This window comes from Paraburkholderia fungorum (genome assembly GCF_003610895.1).
Lineage (GTDB): Bacteria > Pseudomonadota > Gammaproteobacteria > Burkholderiales > Burkholderiaceae > Paraburkholderia > Paraburkholderia fungorum_B.
Window position 1 is genome coordinate 123,404 of the sequence record NZ_MCAS01000010.1, and the last position, 23,669, is coordinate 147,072.

Sequence of the window (23,669 nt, forward strand, 5' to 3'; positions counted from 1 at the left end):
AACATGTCGCTTGCCGTGGTGCGCAGTCGCGCGCCGGCCTCTGGCCGCGCGCCCGAAGTAACCGTCGAGGTTCACCTCGCGAACGGATTACCCTCGTTTTCCATCGTCGGCCTTCCCGATCTGGAAGTGCGCGAAAGCCGCGAGCGCGTGCGCGCGGCGCTGCAGAATTGCAGCTTCGATTTCCCCGTGCGGCGCATTACCGTCAATCTCGCGCCGGCCGATCTGCCGAAGGAGTCCGGCCGCTTCGATCTGCCGATCGCGTTGGGCATTCTGGCGGCGAGCGGGCAGATTCCCGCCGAATCCCTGCTGCATCGCGAATTCGCCGGTGAACTGTCACTGACCGGGGCGCTGCGGCCGATGCGCGGAGCGTTTGCCATGGCCTGTGGGACGGCCCGCAGCATGGCGCATCACGGTGACCCCCGCGGCGCTTCTCCTGCCTCTCCTTTTGACGTTGCACCGACTCGCATTACATCGAGCGAACCGGCGACGTTCGGGACGCCCACTCAGCACACCCCGCAGCTCTATCTGCCTGCGGCAAGTGCGGCCGAGGCGGCACTCGTGCCCGGTGTCGACGTCTACGGCGCCACCGACCTGCCGTCGCTGTGCGCGCATCTGGTCGGTGCGCCCGACGCCCGGCTCTACCCGGTCGCGGCGCCCACCCTCGGCGAAACTGCCGCTGCCGCGATTCCTGACATGGCCGATGTAATCGGCCAGCGCGGCGCGCGCCGCGCACTTGAAGTGGCCGCGGCCGGCGGACACCACGTCTTGCTGGTCGGACCGCCTGGCGCGGGCAAATCGATGCTCGCCGCGCGCCTGCCAGGCCTGCTCCCGCCGATGACCGACGACGAAGCACTCAGTTCGGCCGCATTGCTTTCCGCCAGCCGGGTGGGCTTTACGCCCTCGCAATGGCGGCAGCGGCCGTTTCGCGCGCCGCATCATTCGTCGAGCGCACCGGCGCTGGTCGGCGGGCGCAATCCGCCGCAACCCGGCGAGATCACCCTGGCGCATCTGGGTGTGCTATTTCTTGACGAGCTGCCGGAATTCGATCGCCACGTGCTGGAAACCCTGCGCGAACCCCTCGAGGCCGGCTGCATCACAATCTCCCGCGCCGCCTTGCAAGCGGATTTTCCAGCAGCCTGCCAGCTGATCGCCGCAATGAACCCTTGTCCCTGCGGATGGCGCGGTGACCCAAACGGCCGCTGCCGCTGCACGCCGGAGATCGCGGCGCGCTATCTGCGCAAACTGTCCGGGCCGCTACTCGACCGGATCGACATCCAGATCGAGATCCCGGCGCTCACGCCGGCGGAGCTGTCGGCACGTTCCACCGTCACCGGTGAAACGAGCGCGACGATCGCGCTGCGGGTGAACGCCGCTCGTGAGCGGCAACTGGCCCGGCAAAGCAAAACCAATCGCGAACTGGGTGGCCGGGAAGTGGACGAGGTCTGCCGCCCGGACGCAGCCGGCGAAGCCTTGTTGCGTCAGGCGGGCGAGCGCTTCGGCTGGTCAGCGCGCGCTCACTACCGGGTCCTGAAGGTGGCGCGAACCATCGCCGATCTGGCTGGCGCCGCCATGCCGAGTGCCGAGCAGATCGGCGAAGCCATTCAGTATCGCCGGGCCTTCGGGTCGTTATAGGGCGAAAAATCGGCTGTCAAGACTTGACTTATGCACATGTTCGGGCTTCAGACAAATCTGGAAACATCTGAAAGGCCCGTGCAAGCATGCATCCAAAGGGCATTGATTTGATTGAATTATTTCGGCCGCCCAGAGCTCTCGCATCCTGACCGGATGCCCATGGGATGGGCATCCGCGGCGAAAAAAGCGAAGTTCTCAACAGAGTTATCCACAGCACCTGTGGGTAATCGGAAAACTTCAACGTAAACCGGGAATTAGCGCGCGATGCTACGAAGGAACTTTCACTGTGCACGACGATCTTCTCGCACGCGATCCGGCCGGAACTGCGGTTTCAATACAGTTGGAACGAGGAAAAAAACTGGTCGATCTGCTCCTGTTGCACCGGCTTGGAAGCGATGATCGCTGCCTGATACACATGCCGGCCACGCGCAACCAGCCGCGCGTAGACGGTACGCGTTTCGTGTTGCGAACCCGCTTCACCGGTCAGTTTCATTTCCAGGCCCAGCACCTGGCCGCCGGCGGCGAGCGGGATCTGCACCGCGTGCGCGTCCGGCGCGGCGCCGACATTGCGGGCGAGACCGGTACGCAGGAATTCCAGGGCCGCACGCTGTGTCGCTTCGTCGTCGCTCGGCAGCATGACGGTGCCGACTGCGAACACGGCGTCGCCGGCCTCTGCGGTTTGCATCGCCATCTGCATCGGCTTGCCGCCGATCTGAATCACGCGCTGATCGTTGCCCGGCTTGGCCGGCAGGTCGACCGTATAGCCGTTGTCGTTGTTCATGATGGTGCGCCAGTCGAAGGTCGGCGAACATGCGCTCAACGCGCCGCTCAATGCCAGCGCGCAAGCCATCGTGCCAAATACGGCGCGTATGCGCCGCAAGCCGGCAGCGGTGCAGGCCGTGCGGCGATCGACCGCAGCGAAACGCGGCGCACGGCTAACGAAGCTAGTGGGACGGTCAAACGGGATGGTCGAGATCCGGGCGAGGAAGCGAAAAGCGGTTCGGAGCATGGGGACAGAAGGTCGAACTGACAGGAACGTAAAGTCCTATTATCCCCTCCCGGGCAGCCCGCTGCCGCGCAGGCGGAATGGGGCTACAATAGCGACGCTTGGCCGCAGCGGATTCAATCGTCCCCAAACCGGTCAAAAAGCGCAGATTCAGAAGCAGTCCCAAACCAACGCACTGTACCGCGCGCTCCGCGCGACTTTCGAGGTTCCGTTCATGAGCTCCACCCCCTCCACCGCCGCACGGCGCGCGAATCCGCTTCGCATCGTCATCATCGCCGTCGTGGCCATCGCGCTCGCGATTGCCGGCTATTTTGCGTTCGCCGGCCAGCAGCGCGTGCCTGATGCGACCTTCACGTTGCTGTCGGGCCAGAAAGTTTCGACCGCCGATCTGAAAGGCAAGGTCTATCTGGTCAACTTCTGGGCGACCAGCTGCGACACCTGCATGAAAGAAATGCCGCAGATGGTCCAGACCTATAACCGCTTCAAGGGCAAAGGGCTCGAATTCGTCGCCGTTGCGATGAACTACGACGCGCCGATGTACGTGACCAACTACACGCAAACCCGTCAGTTGCCGTTCAAGGTTGCCATGGACGACGGCTCGGCCGCCAAGCAGTTCGGCAACGTCCAGCTCACGCCGACCACCTTCCTGGTCGACAAGGACGGCAAGATTCTGAAGCGCTACGTCGGCGAACCGCAATTCGCGGAACTCGACCAGTTGCTGGAAAAAGCGTTGAACGCTGCCTGATTTTCGCCTCAGTGTCTCGAAACGCGAAAAGCAACCCATCCTGATTCAAACACGCCGGCGTCGCAGCTCGCCGCCGGCGCTTCAAATCCTCAGCGCTCCCCTTCCCCTTTGGCCGCAAGGCCATATCGCTTGATCTTCTCGTAGAGCGTTGCCTTTCCAAGCTGCAGTTTGTCCGCGGCCAGCGCGACTGCCCCGCCTGCCTGCTCCAGCGCCTCCGCAATCACCGCCCGCTCGAACTGCTCGACACGCTCCTTCAATGGCTGCGCCGCTACGCCTTCGTCGGCGAACGACATGACCGGATCGTCGGCCACACCGAGCACGAAGCGGTCGGCGGCATTACGCAGTTCGCGCACATTGCCCGGCCATTCGCGCTGCATCAGACTCGCCCGTTGCCGGTCCGTGAGAATCGGCGCAGGACGTTGATAGCGCACCGCGGCATCCAGCAAGAAGTGCTCGAACAAGGGCACGATGTCTTCGCGCCGTTCGCCAAGCGGCGGCAGCGCGATCGTGACTACGTTCAGCCGGTACAACAAATCGCGACGGAACGAGCCGTCCGCAACGTGCTCGGCCATGTCGCCTTTCGCGGCGGCCACCACACGGCAATTCACGCGAATCGGCTGATTCGAGCCGAGCCTTTCCAGCACGCCGTCCTGCAACACACGCAGCAATTTGACCTGCAACGCGAGTGGCATGCTTTCGATTTCGTCGAGGAACAGCGTGCCGCCCGACGCATGTTCGAGCTTGCCGATGCGGCGTTTTGCCGCGCCGGTGAATGCGCCGGGTTCGTAGCCGAACATTTCCGACTCGAACATCGGCTCCGGCAGCGCGCCGCAGTTCACTGCGATAAACGGTTTGTCCCGCCGTGGCGACAGTTCATGCAGACTGCGCGCAATCAACTCCTTGCCTGCACCGGTGTCGCCGTTGATCAGCACTGATGCGTCGGTCGGCGCGATATTCGCGATCAGCCGCCGCACCTGCTCGATCGCCGGGCTACGGCCGATAATGCGTGGCGCCACTGAATTCTGCCCGGCCAGCTCACGGCGCAACGCGAGATTCTCCAGCACCAGTTTGCGGCGCTCCAGTGCGCGTCGCACGGTTTCAATCAGACGCTCGGACGCGAACGGCTTCTCGATGAAGTCATACGCGCCGTCACGCATCGCCTGCACGGCCATTGAAATATCGCCATGACCTGTGACCAGAATCACGGGTACGTCTGGCGCGCGCTCGTGGCACTGCGCGAGCAGTTCGAGACCGCTTGCACCGGGCAAGCGAATATCGCTGACGATCACCCCTGAGAAGTCCGCACTAATCATCTTCGCAGCGGATTCCGCCGACGCATGGCCGATCACGTCGAAGCCCGCCAGTTGCAAACTCTGCACGCTGGCGCGCCGCACCAGTTCGTCGTCTTCGATATACAGCACCTGCAGGCCGTCGTTCAACATGTCGTTCTCGTTTGATTCAGGAACCGGTGGTGAGCGGGTCCGTGGTATGGCTCGTCTGCACGCGCGCGCGGCGCAGCGTCAACACGAATAATGCGCCGCCGTCCGGGGCATTACCCGCTACTAGCGTGCCGCCGCAATCGCGCGCAATCGACGACGAAATCGCGAGGCCAAGCCCCAGCCCCTGGCCCATTTCCTTCGTCGTGAAGAACGGTTCGAACAGGCGCGGCAGCACGTCGTCGGGAATACCCGGGCCGTTGTCGCGCACTGCGAACGAAACACTCGACTCCGTGGTTTCGATTCCGATCGAAATACGCGGCGGCGTCATCCCTGCCGTTGCGTCGAGTGCATTGCCGAGCAGATTGATCAGGACCTGTTCGAGCCGCAGATCGTCGCAATGGGCGATCAGTTCGGGATGGTCGTCGGCGAGATTCAGCGGTGTGCGCACGCCGGTATCGGCATCGAGCAACACGAACTCGACGTCGACGCCAAGCAGGCGCTTCTGCAGCAGCGCGACAACGTTGCGCAACGCGCGCATGATCGGCGCGCGCGCGCTGCGCGGCCGCGCGCGTCCGACGAACAGCTTCAACTGATTGGTGATCTTGCCCATGCGCTCGGTGAGCGCGGCGATCGCTTCGAGATTCTCGCGCGCCGAAGCCTGGTCGCCGCGTTCGAGCAGCACGCGTGTGTTGTCGGAGAAACCGCGCAACGCCGCGAGCGGCTGATTCAATTCATGCGTGATGCCGGCTGCCATCTGGCCCAATGCGGCAAGCTTGCTGGCCTGGATCAGTTCATCGTGCGCCGCGCGCAATTCCTGTTCCGCGCGCGTTCGTTCGGCCACTTCCTTCTGCAACTGCTCGTTCGCCTGCGAGAGATCCGCGGTGCGCTCTGCCACGCGCTGGTTCAGTTCCGCGTAGGCCTTTTGCAGCAGAGAACGGCTGCGCATCACTTCGCGCACCCGCGCGCGGCGCATTCTCCAGTAGAACGCGAGCAGGACCAGCGAGACGTATCCGAAGCCGGTAATGATCGTCGTGTTGCGCGCGTCGGCGTCGACCGGATTGACGGGCGACATCGTAATCAGATGCCAGTCCGGCTCACCCATGCCGCGCCGCGACGCCAGATAGCGCGGCGCATAACGGCCGCCCCCGATGCGCACGATCTGCGCATTGCCTTCGAGCGTGCGCTCGATCGTCACCGGCAAGGGCGCGATCGGTTGCTGCGCATACTGGCGCGCCTGATAGATCGAATCGGCAACCTGCCCGGACAGCGGCCGGATCGTGTGATATTTCCACGCGGGCACCGACGACAGAAAGATCACGCCGTGATCGTCGGTGACGACCAGGGGCTCGGACGCGTCCGCACCCTGAAACCATTCGAGATCGAGTTTGACCACCGCCACGCCGACGATCTTGCCGTCGCGCCGCACCGGCTGCGAAATGTAGTAGCCCGGCGCCTGCGAAATCGTGCCGATGCCGAAGAAGCGGCCCACGCCACCCTTCATTGCATCGAGAAAGTACGGCCGGAATTGATAGCCCGCGCCGATAAAGCTGCCCGGCCCGTGCCAGTTGCTCGCCGCAACACAATAGCCGTCAACTGGAATGATGTAGGTGACCGTGGCGCGCGCGTGGCGGTTGAGGTCTTCAAGGTAGAGATTGGCGCGCTGGACATTGGCTGGCGTGGGATTGACCAGCACGTCCTGCACGATAGGATGTTCAGCCAGCAGATACGGCAGCGACTCATAGCGCTCGAGTGTGCTTTTCAGCGCATTCGTGGTGCGATCGACGCGCACCGCGGCGTTGCGCCGCAAGTTGTCGATGCCGCTTTGCCACGCCACGCTATACGTGAGTCCGCACGCCGCCACGAGCCCGGCGACGAGCGCGAAGAGGATCAGCAGGCGGCGCGTCACGTTGGCAATTCCCGATCGGTGAGGATCGGCTATTGTGGCATAAGGCAGCGCGCCGCCGGCACGCGCTTCCGCGGCCGGCGGCGCAGGGTCACGGCGCGCGGCCGCCGTTTTCATACCGGGTTGTCCGCGGCCGTGATCGGGGTGCTGGCGCCGGTACGCGGCTTAAACGCCGGCCGGCTCTTTGACCGCCACATCACCCCGCAAAGCGGCGTTCAGCTTGTTGCGGTCCAGCTCCTTTTCCCATGCCGACACCACCACCGTCGCCACACCGTTGCCGACGATGTTCGTCAGCGCGCGGCATTCGCTCATGAAACGGTCGATACCGAGAATCAGCACCATGCCCGACAGCGGAATGGTCGGTACCACCGCGAGCGTCGCGGCCAGCGTGATGAAGCCTGCGCCCGTCACACCGCTTGCGCCCTTCGACGTCAGCATGGTCACCGCCAGCAGCGTGAGCTGCTGCGCCCACGTGAGGTCCGTGTTGGTTGCCTGGGCGATGAACAGCACGGCCATCGTCATGTAGATGTTGGTGCCGTCGAGGTTGAACGAGTAACCGGTGGGCACCACGAGGCCCACCACCGAGCGCGAGCAGCCGAGCTTCTCGAGCTTCAGCATCAGTTGCGGCAACGCGGCTTCCGACGAGCTCGTGCCGAGCACGATCAGCATCTCTTCCTTGATGTAGCCAATAAAGCGCAGGATGTTGAAGCCCACCGCACGCGCGATGATGCCGAGCACCACCACCACGAACACGATCGACGTCAGATAGAACGTGCCGATCAGCTTGAGCATGGGCAGCAGCGAGCCGATGCCGTATTTGCCGATCGTGAACGCCATCGCGCCGAACGCGCCGATCGGCGCCAGCTTCGTGATGATGCGCACGATGCCGAACAGCACATGCGAGAGCCCGTCGATGAAGTTCGTGACGACCTTGCCCTTCTCACCCGCCGTGGCCAGCACCGCGCCGAACAGCAATGCGATCAGCAGGATCTGCAGGATTTCGCCCTGTGCGAACGCGGACACGAGCGTGTCCGGAATGATGTGCATCAGGAAGTCGACCGTGGTCTGGCCGTGTGCCTTCGCGGCATACGACGCGACAGCCTTGCCGTCGAGCGTGGCCGGATCGATGTTGAAGCCGACGCCGGGCTTCAGCACGTGTGTCGCGATCAGGCCGAGCACCAGTGCGAACGTGGAGACGATTTCGAAGTACAGGAGCGCCTTGCCGCCGACACGCCCAACCTTCTTCATGTCCTCCATGCCGGCGATACCCGTCACCACCGTACAGAAGATGATCGGCCCGATCACCATCTTGATCAGCTTGATGAAGCCGTCGCCGAGGGGCTTCATGTCGATAGCGAAGTCCGCCGAATAATGGCCGAGCGCGATGCCGAGAATGATCGCCACGATCACCTGGACGTACAGCACTTTGTGGATAGGTTTCTTCACGATGTTTCCTGCGATATGGGTGAGCTCAAGGCCTGCCACGCTGCGCACCATGCGAACGAATAGTCGTCACGCTCGTGCACGGCATTAGGCCGCGACAAGACGACGAATTCAGAAATACCGGGGAGGGAAATCAGACATCGTTGTCTCCTTGCTTTAGTTGTCGGACCGTTGCGGCCGCGTGATCTAAATTGCAAGGTCGATGCCAGCTTGAGACTCAGCAGATTGCTTTGATTTTTATAGGTTTTTTGGCTTACCGCGAAGCGAGCCGTCCGGGATTCCGGAAATCCGGACGAGCGCTGTCGGGGAATCCGGAATTCGTATGGGCGGCGCCTCCGGGAAAACCCGGAGAGGCTTTTGGGCTGTGGCTTTCGCCCACTTCAGCGCGAAACCGCGCGGCGTTCAGGCGCGGCTCTCGCTCACCTCAGACACGCCGTTCGACTTCTATGCGCCGCCCTCTTCCAGCACCAGCAGGTTCTCATGCGAGAAGCCCAGCGACACCGGTTGACCTCGTTCGGGCAAGCCGCGATTCGGGTCGTTGAACACATCCAGCGAAATGACCGCATCCTTCACACGGGTTCTGATGCGCACCACCGCGCCAAGGAAATTCACTTCTTCGACAATCGCGCTCAGCGTGTTGCGGCCAGGCGCGGCCGGCTCCAGCACGATAGCTTCAGGCCGTAGCGCGAGCATGCGTTGCTTGCCCGCGTCGTCTGCCGGCAGTGCTTGCGTGGTGGTGAGCTCCTGCCCGTCGACCGCCATCTTGCCGGTTTTCGGATCGATCACATGCCCCGCGAGGATGTTCAGCGTGCCGACAAACGACGCCACAAAGCGCGTGCGCGGGTAGTTGTAGATCTCCGAAGGCGAACCGATCTGTTCGACGCGGCCCTCGTTCATCACCACGATGCGATCCGAAATCGACAGCGCCTCTTCCTGATCGTGCGTGACGAAGATCGACGTGATGCCCAACTCACGTTGCAGCGCGCGGATGTCTTGCCTCAGCGAGATGCGGATCTTCGCGTCGAGCGCCGACAGCGGTTCGTCGAGCAACAGCACCTGGGGCTTGCCGGCGAGCGCACGCGCCAGCGCCACGCGCTGCTGCTGACCGCCCGACAATTGCCACGGATAGCGCTCGCCGAGATGCGGCAGCTTGATCAGTTGCAGCATCTCCTCGACACGCTTGTTGATCTCCGCCTGCGGACGGTGCGTGATCTTCAGTCCGAAGCCGATGTTGTCGGCCACGGTCATGTTCGGAAACAGCGCATACGACTGAAACACCATGCCGACCTTGCGCTGACGCGTGCGCAAATGCGTCACGTCCTTGTTGTCCAGCCGGATGGTGCCGCGCGTGGGCGTTTCGAAGCCGGCGATCATGCGCAGCACCGTGGTCTTGCCGCAGCCGGACGGTCCAAGGAACGTGATGAATTCGCCGCGTTCGATCTTCATGTCGAAGTGATGCAGCGCCGTGTTCGCTCCGAAGGCCTTATGCAGATTTTCGATCTCGAGGAATGCCATGATTCTCTGCCTTATTCGGTCACATTAATCGGTCACATTAGTCGGTCAAATCAGTCCGTCAGATTTTCTGGCCGCTAAGCGCGCGTGCCGAACCGAATACCTGAATCAACCCCATCGACGCCCATGTGATCACGAATGCGATGATCGCTAGCGCCGACGGTTCATACGCACGGTTCGCGCCGATCAATTGCAGATACGGGCCGAACGCGGGGCGGTCGAGCAGACTTGCCAGCGTGAACTCGCCGATCACGACGGCGAAAGTCAGAAACGCGCCGGACAGAATGCCGGAGCGAATATTCGGGAAGATCACCTTGAACAGAATCGTCGGCCAGTTTGCGCCGAGACACTCGGCGGCTTCGGTCAGCGAGCGTACGTCGACCGCGCGCAAACCGGCATCGACCGCACGATACATGTACGGCAGCGAGAGCGTCACATAGCCGAACACCAGCAACAGGTCGGTCGCGCGTTCGTTGCCGGTGAGCGGCAAAATCGAACTGCTGTTGTAGATGCGCAGGTAACCGAACACGATCACGATGGCCGGCACGACCAGCGGCAACAAAGTGATGAACTCGACCACCGGCCGCAGTTTCGGCAAGCGCAACTGCACGTAGTACGCAGTCGGCACCACCAGCAATACGCCGACGATAATCGTCAGCACTGCCATCAGGATCGAATAGCCGAACGAGGCCTGAAAACGCGGGTCGCTCAGCACCACGTGGTACGCCTCGAAGCTGTAGACGCCACGCTTCATGCGCAGGCTGAACTCGAAGGTGGCGAGCAGCGGAATCAGAAAGTAAAGCGAGCCGACGATCATCGCGACCCACGCGCCCGCACGCGATTGGCTCTTCATCGACGCCCCCTTTCAGCGCGCGAACGCAGCCAGATGTACCCGCCGTTCGACAGGCCCGTCACAAGCACCATGCCGAGCGCGAGCGCGTAGCCAAGGTTCTGGTTGTGCATCACGTCGCCGCGAATCTGCGCGTACAGCAGGATCGTGACGATGTTCAACGAACTGCCCGTCAGCGCGTAAGCCGTAGCCACCGCGCCGAACGAATTGGCGAACAGCAGCAGTGTCGCGCCGAGCACGCTCGGCCACAACACCGGTAGCGCCACGTGGCGCCAATATTGGAAGGCCGTGCCGCCGAGGCAGTCGCAGGCTTCGCGCCACTCGCGCTTCAGGCCGTCTAGCGCGGGCGTGACGATCAGCACCATCAAGGGAATCTGGAAGTACAGGTAAGTCAGCGTCAGCCCCGAGAAGCTCAGGACACTGAAGCCGGTCGAGTACAGATTGAAGCCGAGGTACTTCTTCAGCAATACGGTCACGAGACCGACGCGTCCCAGCGTGCAGATGAAGGCAAACGCAAGCGGCACGCCGGCGAAATTGGAGGCGACGCCGGAGAAGGTCATCAGCGTAGGACGAATCCAGCCCGGCAATTTGCCTTGTACCGCCGCCCACGCGAGCAGCGAGCCGATCACTGCGCCGCCGATTGCGGATGCGGCGCTCACCTTGAAGCTGATCCAGTAGGCATCCATCACCGTGGGCTGGAACAGCTCGCGGAAATTGGCGAGCGTGAAATGGCCCTGCGGATCCTGGAATGCGCCGACCATCAGGAAACCGGTCGGCAGAATCAGAAACAACAGCGCGAAGGTAAAAAACGGCACCACGCCAATCCAGGCGAGGAACTGCGACGCGCGGCCCGGACCGGCGGCGCGAGGCGTTGGCGTGGGCACAGGCGGAACCAGCAGTTCCGGCTGCACCGATCCAGCATCCGATGAAGCGCTCATAGCTTACCCTTGCGGCATTCTGGCTAACGCCTGACGCGCCGCCCTCAGCGGGCGACGCGTCATCCTTGAAAACTGCGCGTTGCGGCTAGAAACCGCGGCAAGTGCAGCGTGCGATTGACCGCCGCTCCACTGCCGCTGCCACCGCGCGCGCTGCGACGATTACTTGACGTTCGCGCCGACCGCTTCGTCCCAGTGTTTCGTGATGGTGTCTTTATAGGTGTCCTGCTGGGACAAGGTCGGGAACACCACGTTCTTGTATGAGGAAGGCGGCGGCAGCTTGTCGAGCAGGGCTTTCGGAACCTTCTTCTGCGCCACCAGTTCGTTATAGCGCATCGGATGGCAATAGCCGCCCAGCCAGCCGAGCTGACCTTCATCGGAGTACAGATATTCCATCCACAGCTTGGCGGCATTCGGATGCGGCGCGTAGGCGCTGATCGCCTGAACGTACACACCGGCGACTACGCCTGTTTTCGGAATCACCACCTGCACCTTCGGATTGCCCTTCAGGGTGTCGCGGTCGGCGAGCGCGTTGTAGTCCCAACGCACGATGATCGGCGTGGTGCCTTGCGCGAGCGACGCGGCCTTGCCGATCACCGGCACGAAGTTGCCGCTCTTGTTCAGGTCGGCGAAATACTTGAGGCCGGCCTGGTCGGCCTTGCTCACGTCGCCCTTGCTTTGTGACAGGCCGGCAGCGAACACCGCCTGGATCGCCTGATTGGCCGTGCGCGGGTCGCCTGCCAGCGAGACCGCATTCTTATAGTCCGGCTTGAGCAGATCGCTCCAGTCGGCCGGCGCCTTGTCGATCATGTCGGCGTTCACTTCAAACGCCAGCACGCCGTAGTAATCGCCATACCAATAGCCGTCGGGGTCTTTCGATTCTTTCGGAATCGAGTTCCACGTCGCAACCTTGTACGGCTGCAGCAAACCCTGGGCCTTCGCGGTCGGACCGAACGACAAACCCACGTCGATCACGTCGGGTGCTTGCGGCCCCTTGTTACCCTTGTTCGCCTTGATGGCTTCCACTTCGTCGCCCGAACCCGCATCCGGATTCAGCTCGTTGATCTTGATGCCGTATTTCTTCTGGAATCCGGCCACCAGTTCGCCGTAGTTGCACCAGTCGTGCGGCAACGCGATCACGGTGAGTTGGCCTTCCTGCTTGGCGGCTGCGATCAATGCGTCGAGCGGCGCGGCCGAGGCGCTGCTCACGCCGGCTGCGGCGACACCCGCAGCGGCCGACATCGAAATTAAACGAGCTAACGCGGTGCGCTTCATAGTCTTCCCCATCCTCTGCCGAAATTGCTACGTTTGGAAAATTTCTGGTTTCAGGCTTCATGGGCGCGCGTCTGAAGAGGCTCGCACCCGCGCCATGCTCAGTCCGGACTGACCGGCGCCGAGAACATGTCGTGTTCCAGCTTATCAATGCGATCTGTACAAATCATGTCGACACCCCATTGGGCGAGCAGCCGCGCACGCTCCGGATCGTTCACCGTGTAAGCCAGCACGCGCAAGCCGGCCGCCTTGATCCCGGCGACCAGCGGCTCGCTCAGATGCCGATGGCTCGCATGCAGCGACACGCAATCCAGCTCCCGCACAATGCGTAACCAGTCCGCCGGAACCTCTTCGAACAGCATGCCGCGTTGCAGCACGGGGGCCGCATCGCGCGCCGCGGCGAGCGCCTCGAACGAAAATGACGACAGCAGCGGTGGGGTTTGCCCTTGCCATAAAGTCAATGCGCCGCTTGCGACCAGACTCCCGGTGATCTCGTCACGACCCGGACAGGGTTTGATTTCGATGTTGGCGGCAATGCCATCTCGCGCGCAACGCCCGGCGGCCTCGGCGAGTGTCGGCAGGCGCGTGCCGGCGAACTGCGCTCCGAACCAGGCGCCGGCGTCGAGCCCGGCCAGCTGGTTCCACGTGTGTTCGGCAGCGGCGCCGTGGCCGTTACTCGTACGTTCCAGCGTGTCGTCATGCAATAGAAAGAGCTGGTTGTCGGCGGAAAGCTTGGCGTCGAATTCGACCATGCGGTAGCCGTAGCGCACGCACGCGTCGAAACCGGCCAGCGTGTTCTCCGGCGCCAGCGTGCCGCCGCAGCGGTGCGCAACCAGCCTCGGATACGGCCAGTTGGCGGATAAAGTGCGATCAGTCCCGTTTGCCACGTCTCGTTACCTTCCAGATAGAGCGAGTTGAATATGCTCTCGACACGTTCCCAGCAGGCGTAGCCGCCATGCCGCCTCTACGCGTGAGCCCCACGTGTAGTATCACGTCAATGGGCGACGCTGCGATAGCTGCCCACACGGCCAACGCCGAGGCTTATTCCGTCGCGTGGCGGCCTCGTGATCTTATTGTCAGGATGCCGAACCTTGCAGATTCCGGACAGCGCCGTGTACAGCAACGAATGGTTCAGCCGGCAGATCCCAGGATCCATTATTACGACGACATGGGTCAATCAAATTGCCAAAAAACGCCGCAAAATGCTCGAAATCGGACATCTTGATTCCTTTCCGAACATTTGATGTTCGAAATAGAGACAGCGCTTCGATCTGCGAAGGCTAAGATGAAATACACAAACTTGCAAGCTGCCAAAAAAATACAACACAATTCAGCTAAAGTAGTAGGCTTGACATAGTCCGGACACACATCCGTGTCCACGATGACACTTTAAAAACAAGCCGTGTCAGCGAGCGTTCGCATCCAAGGAAAAATGCATGTGGCAGGAAGACCGTCATCAGAGAATTCGCGCGTTGCTGTCCACGCTTCAACGCGTGTCGACCGAACGGATCATGGCGGACCTCGGGGTATCGCGCGAAACCGTGCGGCGCGATCTGCTCGATCTCGAAGCGCTCGGTGAGTTGCGGCGCGTGCATGGCGGCGCGATCAAACCCGCCGACGAAGCGCCGATCGCCGAACGCGCCCACATGCGTGTCAAATCCAAGACCGCGATCGCCAAGGCGGCCACCGGTTTGATCGCGAGCGGCCAGACCCTTTTCATCGACGCGGGCACCACCACGGCGGCACTCGCCGAAGAGCTGGCGAAACTGGCGAACCTGACGATCGTCACGAATTCCATCGACGTCGCGCTGAAAATGCGCGGCGCCGTGGATCAAACGGAAGCGGCTAACGAAGTGATCCTGCTCGGCGGCTCGATCAGCGACCGCGCCATGGCGACCACCGGCGCCACCACCGTGCTCGACATCCAGCGCTACAGGGCAGACATGGCTCTGCTCTCGCCGGTCGGTATCGATCACCGGCATGGCGCAACCAACTACGATCACGCCGAAACCGAAGTGGCGCGCGCCATGGTCGCCAATGCGGATCGCGTGGTGATCCTCGCCGACTACAGCAAGATCGGTCAGCGCAGCCGGATTTCGTACTGTCCGGTCGATCGGATCGATGTGTTGGTCACCAACAAAAAGGCGGCCGAAGCCGCCGACTTTGCCCCGCTCAAAAAGAAGCTGGAAGAGATCGTTCTGGCTTAATGCCAGACCTCTGGGGTCTCGCGTTATTCCTTCACATGCATCGTATCGAGCACGCGCTTGCGCAAGCGCGTGTCTCGCAGCGCGCCGGCTGCATCGAGCACCGGATAGGCCGTCGAACAGAACAGCGAATTGAGCCGCTTCATGTCGCTGATCAGGTCCAGATGCAACGCGCTCGTCTCGATGCTGCGCAAGGTTTGCCCGGCGAGCCGGTCCAGATGCTTGTATGAGTACGCGCGCTCCAGATCGCGGAAGCGCTCCTTCTCAGCCAGCAGCCGCTCGGCGCAACGCAGGTCATTATTCAGAAATACCGACAGGCCAAGCTGCAGATTGCTGACGAGCCGTGCGTGCAGGTCGTCCAGTTCGCCCAGTCCCTCCTGCGAAAACGACAGCCGGTGCGCGATCTTCTTTTCCTCGATATCGCAGACAATCCGCTCGATGATGTCGCCCGCGTGTTCCAGGTTGATCGTGAGCGAGATGATGTCGGTCCAGCGGCGGCTGTCAGCCTCGTCGAGTTGCTCGCGGGAGATCAGCGTCAGATAGCTTTTGACCGCGGCGTAGAGCTGGTCGACGTCGTCGTCCATCCGGACCGTTTCGCGCGCCTTTTCGAGGCTGTTGTCATGAATCAGCTCCGCTACGTTATCGAGCATGGTGCGGATGATGTCGCCGATGCGCAGGACCTCGCGCGCGGCGTGCGCAAGAGCGAGCGTGGGCGTGGGGAGCGCGGCGGTATCCAGATGCAACGGCCGCAGTTCCCCGTTGGGCAGCGGCCGCTCCGGCAGCACCCGCGTGCAGATGCGCGCGACCGGATCAATCAGCAACAGGCAGGCACAGCAACGCAGCGTGTTGTAGATCACATGAAAGCCGACCACCGCTTCACGGGGATTCGCGATCAGCACCGGCAGCCCGCGCGCGAGCAGCGGCGCGAACGGCAGGATCAGCAGCGCGCCGGCCAGCTTGAACGCGAGGCTGCCCAAGGCGAGGCGCCGCGCCGCCGTGTTCTGCGCGAGCGTGCCCATCAGCGCCAGCAAGCCGCTGCCGAGATTCGCGCCGATCACGAGACACAACGCGACCTTCAGCGAGATCACGCCGGACGAGGCAAGCGTGGCTGTCAGCAGGACCGCCGCGAGACTCGAATAGGACAGCATCGCAAATGCCGCGCCGACCAGCGCGTCGAGCATGGTGTCGCCGGTCAGCGCGCCGAACATCACGCGTACGCCGGCGCCTTGCATCATCGGCTGCGCGGCTTCGACGATCAGGTGCAGCGCCAGCAGAATCAGACCGAGCCCGATCAGCGTGCGGCCAACCTGGCCTGTGCGGGTTTGCTTGCGCGACAGAAAGAGCGGTACGCCGAGCAGAATCAGGATCGGCGACAGCCATGACAGATCGAGTGTCAGCAGGCGCGCCATCAGCGCGGTGCCGACGTCGGCGCCAAGCATGATCGCAAGCCCGCTGGTGAGCGGCAAAAGGCCCTGCGCGGCGAACGACGTGACGATCACAGCCGTTGCATTGCTGCTTTGCACGAGGCTCGTGACGCCGACGCCCGAGAGAAAGGCACGCCAGCGGCTACTGGTGCTGCGCCCGAGGACGCTGCGCAAATCGGCGCCGAGCACGCGCAGGATGCCGGTACGTACGATGTGCGAGCCCCACACGAGGAGCGCCACACCAGCCAGAAGATTAAGGAGAATCAACATAAAACACCGTGCATCCATTCCTGCTGCCATGACTCGAACCGCATGCCGTGCGAATCAGCACCCGGGGCGTTTATGACAGTAGTGTTGCACATTTTTGCCTTATTGTAATTTTGTGCATTTAAATATACGCTCGCCCAAGGCTGCGAATCGCTGTGTGCCGGCTCATGGTCCGCAGCGCGATTCGCTCAATCATTTCGTTTGCACACTTCATCACAAGGACTCTGGATGAGCCGCAACCTCGCCCTGTTCGACCTGGACCACACGCTGCTGCCGCTCGACAGCGATCAGGCATGGGCCCACTTCATCGCCGGATTGGGCATAGAAGGTGCTGCGCGGCACGCGGAAGAAATCGACGATTACTACCGGCAGTATGTGGCCGGCACGCTCGACATGACCGCCTACCTGAACTACACCCTGGCACCGCTCGCTCGCCACTCACGCGAACAGCTCGACGTGTGGCATGCGCAGTTCATGAAAGAGGTGATTGCGCCGGCCATCTTGCCGGCTGCGCGGGAACTCGTGCAACGACACATCGAAGCAGGCGACCTGTGCTGCATCGTCACCGCCACCAATGTGTTCATCACGAAGCCGATCGGCAAGGCGCTCGGCTTCGAACATCTGCTGGGGATCGATCTCGGCACCGAAGGCGGCGATCCGCTGGCGCGTTTTACCGGACATGCGGTCGGTGTGCCGACCTTCCGCGAAGGCAAGATCACCCGTACGCAGGGCTGGCTGGCTTCGCTCGGCCACCGCCTGGAGGATTTTCCGCAGAGCTGGTTCTATAGCGACTCGATCAACGACGTGCCTTTGCTCGAGTGCGTCACGCATCCGGTCGCGACCAATCCGGACCCGCGTTTGCGCGCCATTGCCGCAGAACGCGGCTGGCCGGTGATTGAACTGTTTGCCTGACCTGTTTGCCCGGATCAGGCGGGCTCGCGCAGGCTGCGGCTGCACGCGCCCCTTCCACGGTACGAGCCGCGGCTACACACGCCCTTTCCACGGTACCAGCCGCCGCTCCAGCGCACGCATGCCGAGATCGAACAACCACGCGATCAGTCCGATCAGCACGATGCCCATCACCACCACATCGGTGCGCAGAAAGCTCGACGCGTTGAGCACCATCTGACCGAGGCCGGCGGTGGCCGCGACCATCTCGGCGGCAACCAGCGTGGTCCAGCCAAAACCAATGGCAATCCGCAAGCCGGTCAGAATCTCGGGCAACGCCGCGGGCAGAACCACATGGCGCACGATCTGCCCGAAGCGGCCACCCAGCGAATAGCCCGCATGAATCTGCTCGATGGTCGCGCTGCGCACACCGGCACGCGCCGCCATCGCAATCGGCGCGAAACAGGCGAGATAGATCACGACGATCTTCGCCGTTTCGTCGATACCGAACCAGATCACCACGAGCGGCAGATACGCAAGCGGCGGCAACGGCCGGTAGAACTCCAGCGGCGGATCCAGCAAGCCGCGCGCAACCCGGCTCACACCCATCAGAATCCCGACCGGCACCGCCGTCACGGCAGCCAGTGCGAACGCGCCGAACACGCGCAGCGCACTCCATGCGAGATGCTCGGAGAGCGGCAAGCCGCCTTGAATGCGCCCATGCCACGCGTCCAGAAACGCGGCCCAAACCGCCTCGGGCGTCGGCAGAAATAGCGGGGGCAGCCAGTGAAGATGCGTTGCGAACCACCACAGCGCTGCGAGCGTCGCGACCGAGACCGCGCTCAACGCCGCGGTCGGACCTTCGCCCGGCAAACGCCAGCCGCGCACCGGCCGCGCTTTACGTCGCGGCGGCTCGCCTGCCTGAGTCAGCGGCACGTTGCTCAAGGATTCACGCGAGGCCGTCACGACAGCACCTCTTCCTGATTCCGTTCTTTCCATTCATTCTGTTCGTGCAGACGGCGCACCAGCCGTTCGCGCCATTCGATGAACTCCGGCGACGACTTGACCGCGCGCGCGTCGCGATTTTGGAGAAAGCGTCGCGCGAACGGCAGGTCGTAGCTCTCGGCGATACGGCCCGGCCCCGGCGTCATCACGACGAGACGGGTGGCCAGAAACAGCGCCTCTTCCACGCTATGCGTGATGAAGAACACCGTCTTGCGTGTGCGGCCCCAGATGTCCAGCACGAGTTCCTGCATCGATTCTCGCGTCATCGCGTCGAGCGCGCCCATGGGTTCGTCCATCAACAGCACTTGCGGATCGCTTGCCAGCGCGCGCGCAATACCCACGCGCTGCTGCATACCGCCCGACAGCGCGTAGACCTGCGAATGCGCATGCTTTTCGAGGCCGACCAACGCCAGCATCTCCAGCGCAATACGCTCGCGCTGCGCCTTCGGCACGCGCTGAAAACGCAAACCGAGCGCGACATTGCCGAGCACGTCGAGCCAAGGCATCAATGCGTATTTCTGGAACACGACGCCGCGATCCGCGCCGGGTCCGAGCACGGGTTCATCGTTCAAGCGCACCTCGCCGGCGGTCGGCTGAATGAAGCCGGCGATGCAGTTCAGCAAGGTCGTCTTGCCGCAACCGGACGCGCCGAGCGCGACGACGAATTCACCCGGTTCGATGCGCAAATCGACGTCGGCGAGCGCGATGTTCGGCGCAACGCCCCGGGCGCCTTCGTAGGCGACGTGCAGCCGCCGGATCTCAAGACCGCTCATCGCCGTGCCTCATGATGCAGATGGATAGGCATGCTCAGAAATCAATGCGCTCAATGCGCCGCACGCTGCACGAACTGCGGATCGACACCGCTCGAGTAATCGGCCAGCACGTTCTGGATCGTGCCTTGCGTCTTCAGAAACGCTGCCGTCGCAGCGAGCGATTTAGCCGCGCCGGATTGCGCACCGCCGCCGAGCCATGCGTTCGACGCCTGCTGGGCCGGCGTCGGGAATGCGTACAACGCGAGACTTGCGGGCACTTCCTGGGCCGTGGCGCCGGACTCCTTCGCTACCGCCTCGACCTGCGGCGACGCGGCAGTCCATGCAGAGGTGTGATCGCGGTAGCTCGCATCAGTAGCGGCCAGCACCTTCACGAAGCGCGCAACGAACTCGGCATTCTGACTCGCGAACTTGCGATCGACGACGAAGCCGTCGAAGGTTGCCTTGCCGGTTTGCTGCGCGACCTGACCCGATGTGATCAGAACCTTGCCGTTCTTCTTCACCTTCGCCAGCACCGGGTCCCAGATGTAAGTCGCGTCGATGTCGCCACGCTCCCACGCCGCCGCGATTTCAGGCGGACGCAGATTGACGATCTTCACATCGGACGGATTCACGCCCGCGCTCTGCAGCGCGACCAGCGTGTGAAAGTGCGAGGTGGACACAAACGGCACGCCAATCTTCTTGCCTTTCAAACCGGCAACGCTAGTGACATTGGAACCGTCGCGCGCAACCAGCGCTTCGGCGTCGTTGATGTTGTCGAGAATCCAGAACAGCGAAATATCGACGCCTTGCGACAGCCCGGCCGCGATGGGGCTCGACCCAGCTTCGCCGAGTTGCACGGAGCCGGAAGCCAGCGCGCGAATCACGTCGGCGCCGCTGCCGAGCTTGCGATACGTGACCTTGTAGCCGGTGGCTTTCTCGACTTCACCGGTGGCTTGCGCATAGCGCCACGGCACGACCATGTCCTGATACGCGATCACGACTTCTTTGGTGTCGGCGTATGCAGTGGAAGAAAACGGCGCGGACAGCGCAAACAGTGCGGCGAACACGGCGAGCGGACGAAGGAAGCGGTTCATCGAGAAGCCCCTTTAGTGTGTGTTGTCTGGGAGGATTTCGACTATAGGGAGTTTGTCCGCGGGCGGTTCTAATTAATCCGCGATTGCTAATGACGCCGTTCGAGCATTGCTTTTCACGTTCGGTTGGATAGGGTTGCCTACTGTGGCGGGGAATCGGTCGATTCGAACGAATGATGACGGCTCGGGATACATTTGTGCAATCTGGCCGTTCGGCCAATTGCCGTGTTCGCACGGTAGCGGCATGATCGACGGATTGCCTTCAATTCGCATTCCTATGGTCGATCTTCTTAGCCGCTCAAGCTGGTTTTTTTTCAACATCGGTGTGCCTGTTTTTGCACCGATCGCACTGCTTCCGCTGTTGCGCTTTTCGCGCTACTACCAGCACGTGGCGCGAGGCATCGCGCGGCGTTCAATTCAGGATGGGCAGCTTTTCTGGGTCGTCATTTCGATGTGCGCCAGCGCGTGTTATGAAATCGGCGGCCTGGTGGCCGATGTCTCCGCGCGCGGCAAGCTGGTACTTATGCTAGCGGCACTTCTCTGGCACGTACTCTTCATCATTGCAGCGTCGATACTGGTATGCCTTGGATCAGCAGATGCAGCGGCTCGTCTCGCACACAACGGCAGCGAGGGAGAGTCCGACGGCTGGCTGATGTGGCTTTCCATACTCGTCACTGTCATCGTCGCCACTTCATTCTTCGCATCTCATTATTCGTTTACCTAACTAATTTCAAGTCACTGCGTTATACTTTTTATTCTGGCATCACAAGGAGACCCGCATGCACAACCTCATCGATCGTGTAATCGGTGACCGCGCATTTCGCCGTCGCATTATCGTTTTCTTTTACCCATTCACGATCATCGGCGGAGTGATATCCATCACTTGCAGTCTGCTAGCACGTCACTACCGCTAGCCCGTACAGGCAGATCGCCACGCCATACAACTGCGCCCCCTCTTCCAAGCCCCACAAAAAACAAAGCCCGCAACACGTGCGGGCTTTGCATTTTCAAACTGACAACACACTAAACCATTCAAACCACCCCGGCTCCATGCGCCTGCAGATCGGCGTGGTAGCTCGAGCGAACCATCGCGCCCACCGCGGCGTGCGTGAAACCCATCTTGTACGCTTCTTCTTCGTACATCTTGAACGTGTCCGGATGCACGTACGAGCGCACCGGCAGATGGTGTTCCGACGGCTGCAGATACTGGCCGATCGTCAGCATGTCCACGTCGTGTTCGCGCAGGTCGCGCATCACTTGCAGGATTTCTTCTTCCGTTTCGCCGAGACCGACCATCAGGCCCGACTTGGTCGCGACGTTCGGATGCAGCGCCTTGAAGTCCTTCAGCAGCTTCAGCGAATGTGCGTAGTCCGAACCCGGACGCGCTTCCTTGTACAGACGCGGCACCGTTTCGAGGTTGTGATTCATTACGTCAGGCGGCGCTGCATTCAGAATGCCGAGCGCGCGATCCAGACGGCCGCGGAAATCAGGCGTCAGAATTTCAATGCGTGTTTCCGGCGACAGTTCGCGCGTCTGACGGATACATTCCACGAAGTGAGCCGCGCCGCCGTCGCGCAAATCGTCACGATCGACGCTCGTAATCACCACGTACTTCAGCTTCAGCGCGGCGATGGTGCGCGCCAGGTTACCCGGCTCATCCACATCGAGCGGATCGGGACGGCCATGGCCGACGTCGCAGAACGGGCAGCGACGCGTGCATTTATCGCCCATGATCATGAACGTCGCGGTGCCCTTGCCGAAGCATTCGCCGATATTCGGGCAGCTCGCTTCTTCGCACACCGTGTGCAGGTTGTGCTCGCGCAGAATCTGCTTGATTTCGGAAAAGCGCGAATTGCCGGTAGCCGCTTTGACGCGGATCCAGTCCGGTTTCTTCAGCTTTTCGATCGGGATGATCTTGATCGGGATACGGGCGGTTTTAGCTTGTGCCTTCTGCTTCGCGGTGGCGTCGTAGGCGGCGGCAGCCGGCACGGCATCAGGAGCGGGAGAAGCTGCGAGGTTCGCGGTAACGTCAGTCATTCGTTCGGTCCAGTCAGGCGGTCAGTGCACCGGCCTGCGGTTGGGCGACGGCCGCGGGACTGCCGTCGAGGTTTGCGGTGAGGCGTGCTGCAAAGGTGCGGGCCACGTCGTTCCAGCCGGCGGCAACGCCCAGCGTTGCCATATCGACTGTTTCGAGCCCCGCGTAGCCGCATGGATTGATGGCCAGAAACGGTCGCAAGTCCATGTTCACATTCAGGCTCACGCCGTGATAGCTGCAGCCGTTGCGGATTTTCAGACCCAGCGCGGCGATTTTGGCGCCGGCGTGCAGCCCGGCGTCCGGCCCGGGCGCCACGTAGATACCGGGGGCGCCCGCCTTGCGTTCTCCGGCGAGATTATACGCCGCGAGGGTGTCGATCACCGCCTGCTCGATCCGCGTGACCATCTCGCGCACCATCAGCTTGCGTCGGCGCAGGTCCAGCAACAGGTAGGCCACCACCTGTCCGGGCCCGTGATACGTGATCTGCCCGCCCCGATCGACCTTGACCAGCGGAATACCGCTGTCAGCAGCCAATAGATGCGCCGGGTCGCCGGCCTGGCCGAGCGTAAAGACGGGAGGATGTTCGACCAGCCAGATTTCGTCGGGTGTATCGGCAGTGCGCGTGTCGGTGAACGCGCGCATCGCTTCGAAACTGGCTTCGTAGGGTTCGTTGCCGAGCCAGCGCAGCGTAAGCGGCGCCGTGGCGGGCAAGGGAGACGTGAAAACCGGGGTGGCGCACATGATTCCGACAGTTTACCGAAATCTGCGCATCCCCGCCGGACGCGCCCGCATCGGTTGGCGCAGCGCCGCTGCTTCGCTGCGCACCCAAACGGCGTTCAACTTCGATGCCGGTCCGCTCTCACGGCACGGCATGCAGCGTCCTCACACCGTGCGCCAGCCCCCGCGCATGCGGGCCGCCAGCCGTTCGCTCACCCGCACGAACCAGTTCAGCGCGCGCTCATCGCAGCGTGTCGGCACCGAAAACGCGACCTTCGCATGCGTGCTGCCCTCGGCACTCAACCACAGCCGTTCACCGCGACGCAGCCGCATCGTGTGGCCCGGCTGCAGCCAGTAGTCTTCCGTGTCGTCGCTGCGCGTGACCCAGATCGCGCCGCCATGCACGACCAGCTTGGTGCTGCGCGCTACCTTCATAGGAATGGTTTCGCCGTTGCGGATTTCAAAACCGATACTAGAGGAAATTTCTCGCATGATGCCCTCGCCAAAGTTCGTTTCATGGCTACAATCGTATGCGTAGCAAGGGTTTAC

General features: G+C 62.3%; 22 protein-coding genes. 6 read left to right on the plus strand and 16 right to left on the minus strand.

Features of this window, described 5'->3' with window-relative positions; all coding sequences use genetic code 11:
* The first annotated feature begins 3 nt into the window (after positions 1-3).
* Positions 4-1,632 (plus strand): YifB family Mg chelatase-like AAA ATPase, encoded by a 1,629-nt coding sequence (locus BCY88_RS11695; protein ID WP_120344397.1) that lies wholly within the window; start codon positions 4-6, stop codon positions 1,630-1,632.
* 331 nt (positions 1,633-1,963) lie between these two features.
* Here BCY88_RS11695 and BCY88_RS11700 read toward each other — a convergent pair whose 3' ends face one another.
* Entirely contained in the window at positions 1,964-2,482 is a 519-nt protein-coding gene (locus BCY88_RS11700) for a hypothetical protein (RefSeq protein ID WP_404935687.1), read from the minus strand.
* 370 nt (positions 2,483-2,852) lie between these two features.
* On the opposite strand from BCY88_RS11700, the gene BCY88_RS11705 reads away from it, so the two are divergent.
* Entirely contained in the window at positions 2,853-3,383 is a 531-nt protein-coding gene (locus BCY88_RS11705; protein ID WP_120344399.1) for a TlpA disulfide reductase family protein, read from the plus strand.
* 89 nt (positions 3,384-3,472) lie between these two features.
* On the opposite strand, the gene BCY88_RS11710 is transcribed toward BCY88_RS11705, so the two are convergent.
* The 8 genes from BCY88_RS11710 to ugpQ form a co-directional block, all read right to left on the minus strand.
* Complete coding sequence (locus tag BCY88_RS11710) at positions 3,473-4,825, minus strand: sigma-54-dependent transcriptional regulator (RefSeq protein ID WP_183081341.1); 1,353 nt, start codon at positions 4,823-4,825, stop codon at positions 3,473-3,475.
* A 16-nt stretch (positions 4,826-4,841) separates the two neighbouring features.
* Positions 4,842-6,842: a sensor histidine kinase gene (locus BCY88_RS11715; protein ID WP_120344400.1), complete on the minus strand. Its 2,001-nt coding sequence runs from the start codon at positions 6,840-6,842 to the stop codon at positions 4,842-4,844.
* Between the two features lie 48 nt (positions 6,843-6,890).
* On the minus strand, positions 6,891-8,171 hold the full coding sequence (locus tag BCY88_RS11720; protein WP_120344463.1) for a dicarboxylate/amino acid:cation symporter: 1,281 nt from the start codon (positions 8,169-8,171) through the stop codon (positions 6,891-6,893).
* 441 nt (positions 8,172-8,612) lie between these two features.
* Positions 8,613-9,683 (minus strand): ABC transporter ATP-binding protein, encoded by a 1,071-nt coding sequence (locus tag BCY88_RS11725; RefSeq protein WP_120344401.1) that lies wholly within the window; start codon positions 9,681-9,683, stop codon positions 8,613-8,615.
* Positions 9,684-9,741: 58 nt separating this feature from the next.
* Positions 9,742-10,533 carry an ABC transporter permease gene (locus BCY88_RS11730; protein ID WP_120344402.1) on the minus strand — a complete coding sequence of 264 codons (792 nt, stop codon included), beginning with the start codon at positions 10,531-10,533 and terminating at the stop codon, positions 9,742-9,744.
* A complete protein-coding gene (locus BCY88_RS11735; protein ID WP_120344403.1) occupies positions 10,530-11,468 on the minus strand; it encodes an ABC transporter permease in 939 nt (312 codons plus the stop codon). The genes BCY88_RS11730 and BCY88_RS11735 overlap by 4 nt, the downstream gene beginning before the upstream one ends.
* 159 nt (positions 11,469-11,627) lie before the next feature.
* A complete protein-coding gene (locus BCY88_RS11740; RefSeq protein WP_120344404.1) occupies positions 11,628-12,740 on the minus strand; it encodes an ABC transporter substrate-binding protein in 1,113 nt (370 codons plus the stop codon).
* Positions 12,741-12,838: 98 nt separating this feature from the next.
* Positions 12,839-13,624 (minus strand): glycerophosphodiester phosphodiesterase, encoded by a 786-nt coding sequence (gene ugpQ / locus BCY88_RS11745; protein ID WP_120344405.1) that lies wholly within the window; start codon positions 13,622-13,624, stop codon positions 12,839-12,841.
* Between the two features lie 204 nt (positions 13,625-13,828).
* Here ugpQ and BCY88_RS39835 point away from each other — a divergent pair, with 204 nt between their 5' ends.
* Positions 13,829-13,981: a hypothetical protein gene (locus BCY88_RS39835; RefSeq protein ID WP_183081342.1), complete on the plus strand. Its 153-nt coding sequence runs from the start codon at positions 13,829-13,831 to the stop codon at positions 13,979-13,981.
* 192 nt (positions 13,982-14,173) lie between these two features.
* A complete protein-coding gene (locus BCY88_RS11750; RefSeq protein ID WP_120344406.1) occupies positions 14,174-14,944 on the plus strand; it encodes a DeoR/GlpR family DNA-binding transcription regulator in 771 nt (256 codons plus the stop codon).
* A 23-nt stretch (positions 14,945-14,967) separates the two neighbouring features.
* On the opposite strand, the gene BCY88_RS11755 is transcribed toward BCY88_RS11750, so the two are convergent.
* Positions 14,968-16,635, minus strand: coding sequence for a Na/Pi cotransporter family protein (locus BCY88_RS11755; RefSeq protein ID WP_120344407.1), 1,668 nt, complete (start codon positions 16,633-16,635; stop codon positions 14,968-14,970).
* 225 nt (positions 16,636-16,860) lie between these two features.
* On the opposite strand from BCY88_RS11755, the gene BCY88_RS11760 reads away from it, so the two are divergent.
* A complete protein-coding gene (locus BCY88_RS11760; protein ID WP_120344408.1) occupies positions 16,861-17,544 on the plus strand; it encodes a histidinol-phosphatase in 684 nt (227 codons plus the stop codon).
* Between the two features lie 72 nt (positions 17,545-17,616).
* Here the strand turns inward: BCY88_RS11760 and BCY88_RS11765 are convergent, their stop codons facing one another.
* The 3 genes from BCY88_RS11765 to tauA are packed head-to-tail and all read right to left on the minus strand — an operon-like array spanning position 17,617 to position 20,371.
* The gene (locus BCY88_RS11765) at positions 17,617-18,486 is read right to left on the minus strand and encodes an ABC transporter permease subunit (RefSeq protein WP_120344409.1); all 870 of its coding nucleotides are present in this window, start codon (positions 18,484-18,486) and stop codon (positions 17,617-17,619) included.
* Positions 18,483-19,298 carry a taurine ABC transporter ATP-binding protein gene (locus BCY88_RS11770; RefSeq protein WP_120344410.1) on the minus strand — a complete coding sequence of 272 codons (816 nt, stop codon included), beginning with the start codon at positions 19,296-19,298 and terminating at the stop codon, positions 18,483-18,485. The genes BCY88_RS11765 and BCY88_RS11770 overlap by 4 nt, the downstream gene beginning before the upstream one ends.
* A gap of 50 nt (positions 19,299-19,348) precedes the next feature.
* Positions 19,349-20,371 (minus strand): taurine ABC transporter substrate-binding protein, encoded by a 1,023-nt coding sequence (tauA, locus tag BCY88_RS11775; RefSeq protein ID WP_120344411.1) that lies wholly within the window; start codon positions 20,369-20,371, stop codon positions 19,349-19,351.
* A gap of 241 nt (positions 20,372-20,612) precedes the next feature.
* Here tauA and BCY88_RS11780 point away from each other — a divergent pair, with 241 nt between their 5' ends.
* The gene (locus BCY88_RS11780) at positions 20,613-21,092 is read left to right on the plus strand and encodes a hypothetical protein (protein WP_259461368.1); all 480 of its coding nucleotides are present in this window, start codon (positions 20,613-20,615) and stop codon (positions 21,090-21,092) included.
* Positions 21,093-21,400: 308 nt separating this feature from the next.
* On the opposite strand, the gene lipA is transcribed toward BCY88_RS11780, so the two are convergent.
* The 3 genes from lipA to BCY88_RS11795 form a co-directional block, all read right to left on the minus strand.
* Positions 21,401-22,405, minus strand: coding sequence for a lipoyl synthase (lipA, locus tag BCY88_RS11785; RefSeq protein WP_120344413.1), 1,005 nt, complete (start codon positions 22,403-22,405; stop codon positions 21,401-21,403).
* A gap of 13 nt (positions 22,406-22,418) precedes the next feature.
* Positions 22,419-23,144, minus strand: a complete 726-nt coding sequence (gene lipB / locus BCY88_RS11790) for a lipoyl(octanoyl) transferase LipB (protein WP_120344414.1) — start codon at positions 23,142-23,144, stop codon at positions 22,419-22,421.
* 141 nt (positions 23,145-23,285) lie between these two features.
* Entirely contained in the window at positions 23,286-23,612 is a 327-nt protein-coding gene (locus tag BCY88_RS11795; protein ID WP_120344415.1) for a DUF2917 domain-containing protein, read from the minus strand.
* Positions 23,613-23,669: the final 57 nt, after the last annotated feature.

What these genes read in the sequence shown, in the direction of transcription:
- BCY88_RS11710 (WP_183081341.1), bottom strand. Translation starts at nt 4,825, where the DNA reads ATGTTGAACGACGGCCTGCAGGTGCTGTATATCGAAGACGACGAACTG.
- BCY88_RS11705 (WP_120344399.1), top strand. Translation starts at nt 2,853, where the DNA reads ATGAGCTCCACCCCCTCCACCGCCGCACGGCGCGCGAATCCGCTTCGC.
- BCY88_RS11750 (WP_120344406.1), top strand. Translation starts at nt 14,174, where the DNA reads ATGTGGCAGGAAGACCGTCATCAGAGAATTCGCGCGTTGCTGTCCACG.
- BCY88_RS11770 (WP_120344410.1), bottom strand. Translation starts at nt 19,298, where the DNA reads ATGAGCGGTCTTGAGATCCGGCGGCTGCACGTCGCCTACGAAGGCGCC.
- BCY88_RS11730 (WP_120344402.1), bottom strand. Translation starts at nt 10,533, where the DNA reads ATGAAGAGCCAATCGCGTGCGGGCGCGTGGGTCGCGATGATCGTCGGC.
- BCY88_RS11740 (WP_120344404.1), bottom strand. Translation starts at nt 12,740, where the DNA reads ATGAAGCGCACCGCGTTAGCTCGTTTAATTTCGATGTCGGCCGCTGCG.
- lipB (WP_120344414.1), bottom strand. Translation starts at nt 23,144, where the DNA reads ATGTGCGCCACCCCGGTTTTCACGTCTCCCTTGCCCGCCACGGCGCCG.
- BCY88_RS11715 (WP_120344400.1), bottom strand. Translation starts at nt 6,842, where the DNA reads ATGAAAACGGCGGCCGCGCGCCGTGACCCTGCGCCGCCGGCCGCGGAA.
- BCY88_RS11700 (WP_404935687.1), bottom strand. Translation starts at nt 2,482, where the DNA reads ATGGCTTGCGCGCTGGCATTGAGCGGCGCGTTGAGCGCATGTTCGCCG.
- BCY88_RS11725 (WP_120344401.1), bottom strand. Translation starts at nt 9,683, where the DNA reads ATGGCATTCCTCGAGATCGAAAATCTGCATAAGGCCTTCGGAGCGAAC.
- BCY88_RS11760 (WP_120344408.1), top strand. Translation starts at nt 16,861, where the DNA reads ATGAGCCGCAACCTCGCCCTGTTCGACCTGGACCACACGCTGCTGCCG.
- BCY88_RS11755 (WP_120344407.1), bottom strand. Translation starts at nt 16,635, where the DNA reads ATGTTGATTCTCCTTAATCTTCTGGCTGGTGTGGCGCTCCTCGTGTGG.
- BCY88_RS11780 (WP_259461368.1), top strand. Translation starts at nt 20,613, where the DNA reads ATGATCGACGGATTGCCTTCAATTCGCATTCCTATGGTCGATCTTCTT.
- BCY88_RS11735 (WP_120344403.1), bottom strand. Translation starts at nt 11,468, where the DNA reads ATGAGCGCTTCATCGGATGCTGGATCGGTGCAGCCGGAACTGCTGGTT.
- BCY88_RS11695 (WP_120344397.1), top strand. Translation starts at nt 4, where the DNA reads ATGTCGCTTGCCGTGGTGCGCAGTCGCGCGCCGGCCTCTGGCCGCGCG.
- tauA (WP_120344411.1), bottom strand. Translation starts at nt 20,371, where the DNA reads ATGAACCGCTTCCTTCGTCCGCTCGCCGTGTTCGCCGCACTGTTTGCG.
- lipA (WP_120344413.1), bottom strand. Translation starts at nt 22,405, where the DNA reads ATGACTGACGTTACCGCGAACCTCGCAGCTTCTCCCGCTCCTGATGCC.
- BCY88_RS11795 (WP_120344415.1), bottom strand. Translation starts at nt 23,612, where the DNA reads ATGCGAGAAATTTCCTCTAGTATCGGTTTTGAAATCCGCAACGGCGAA.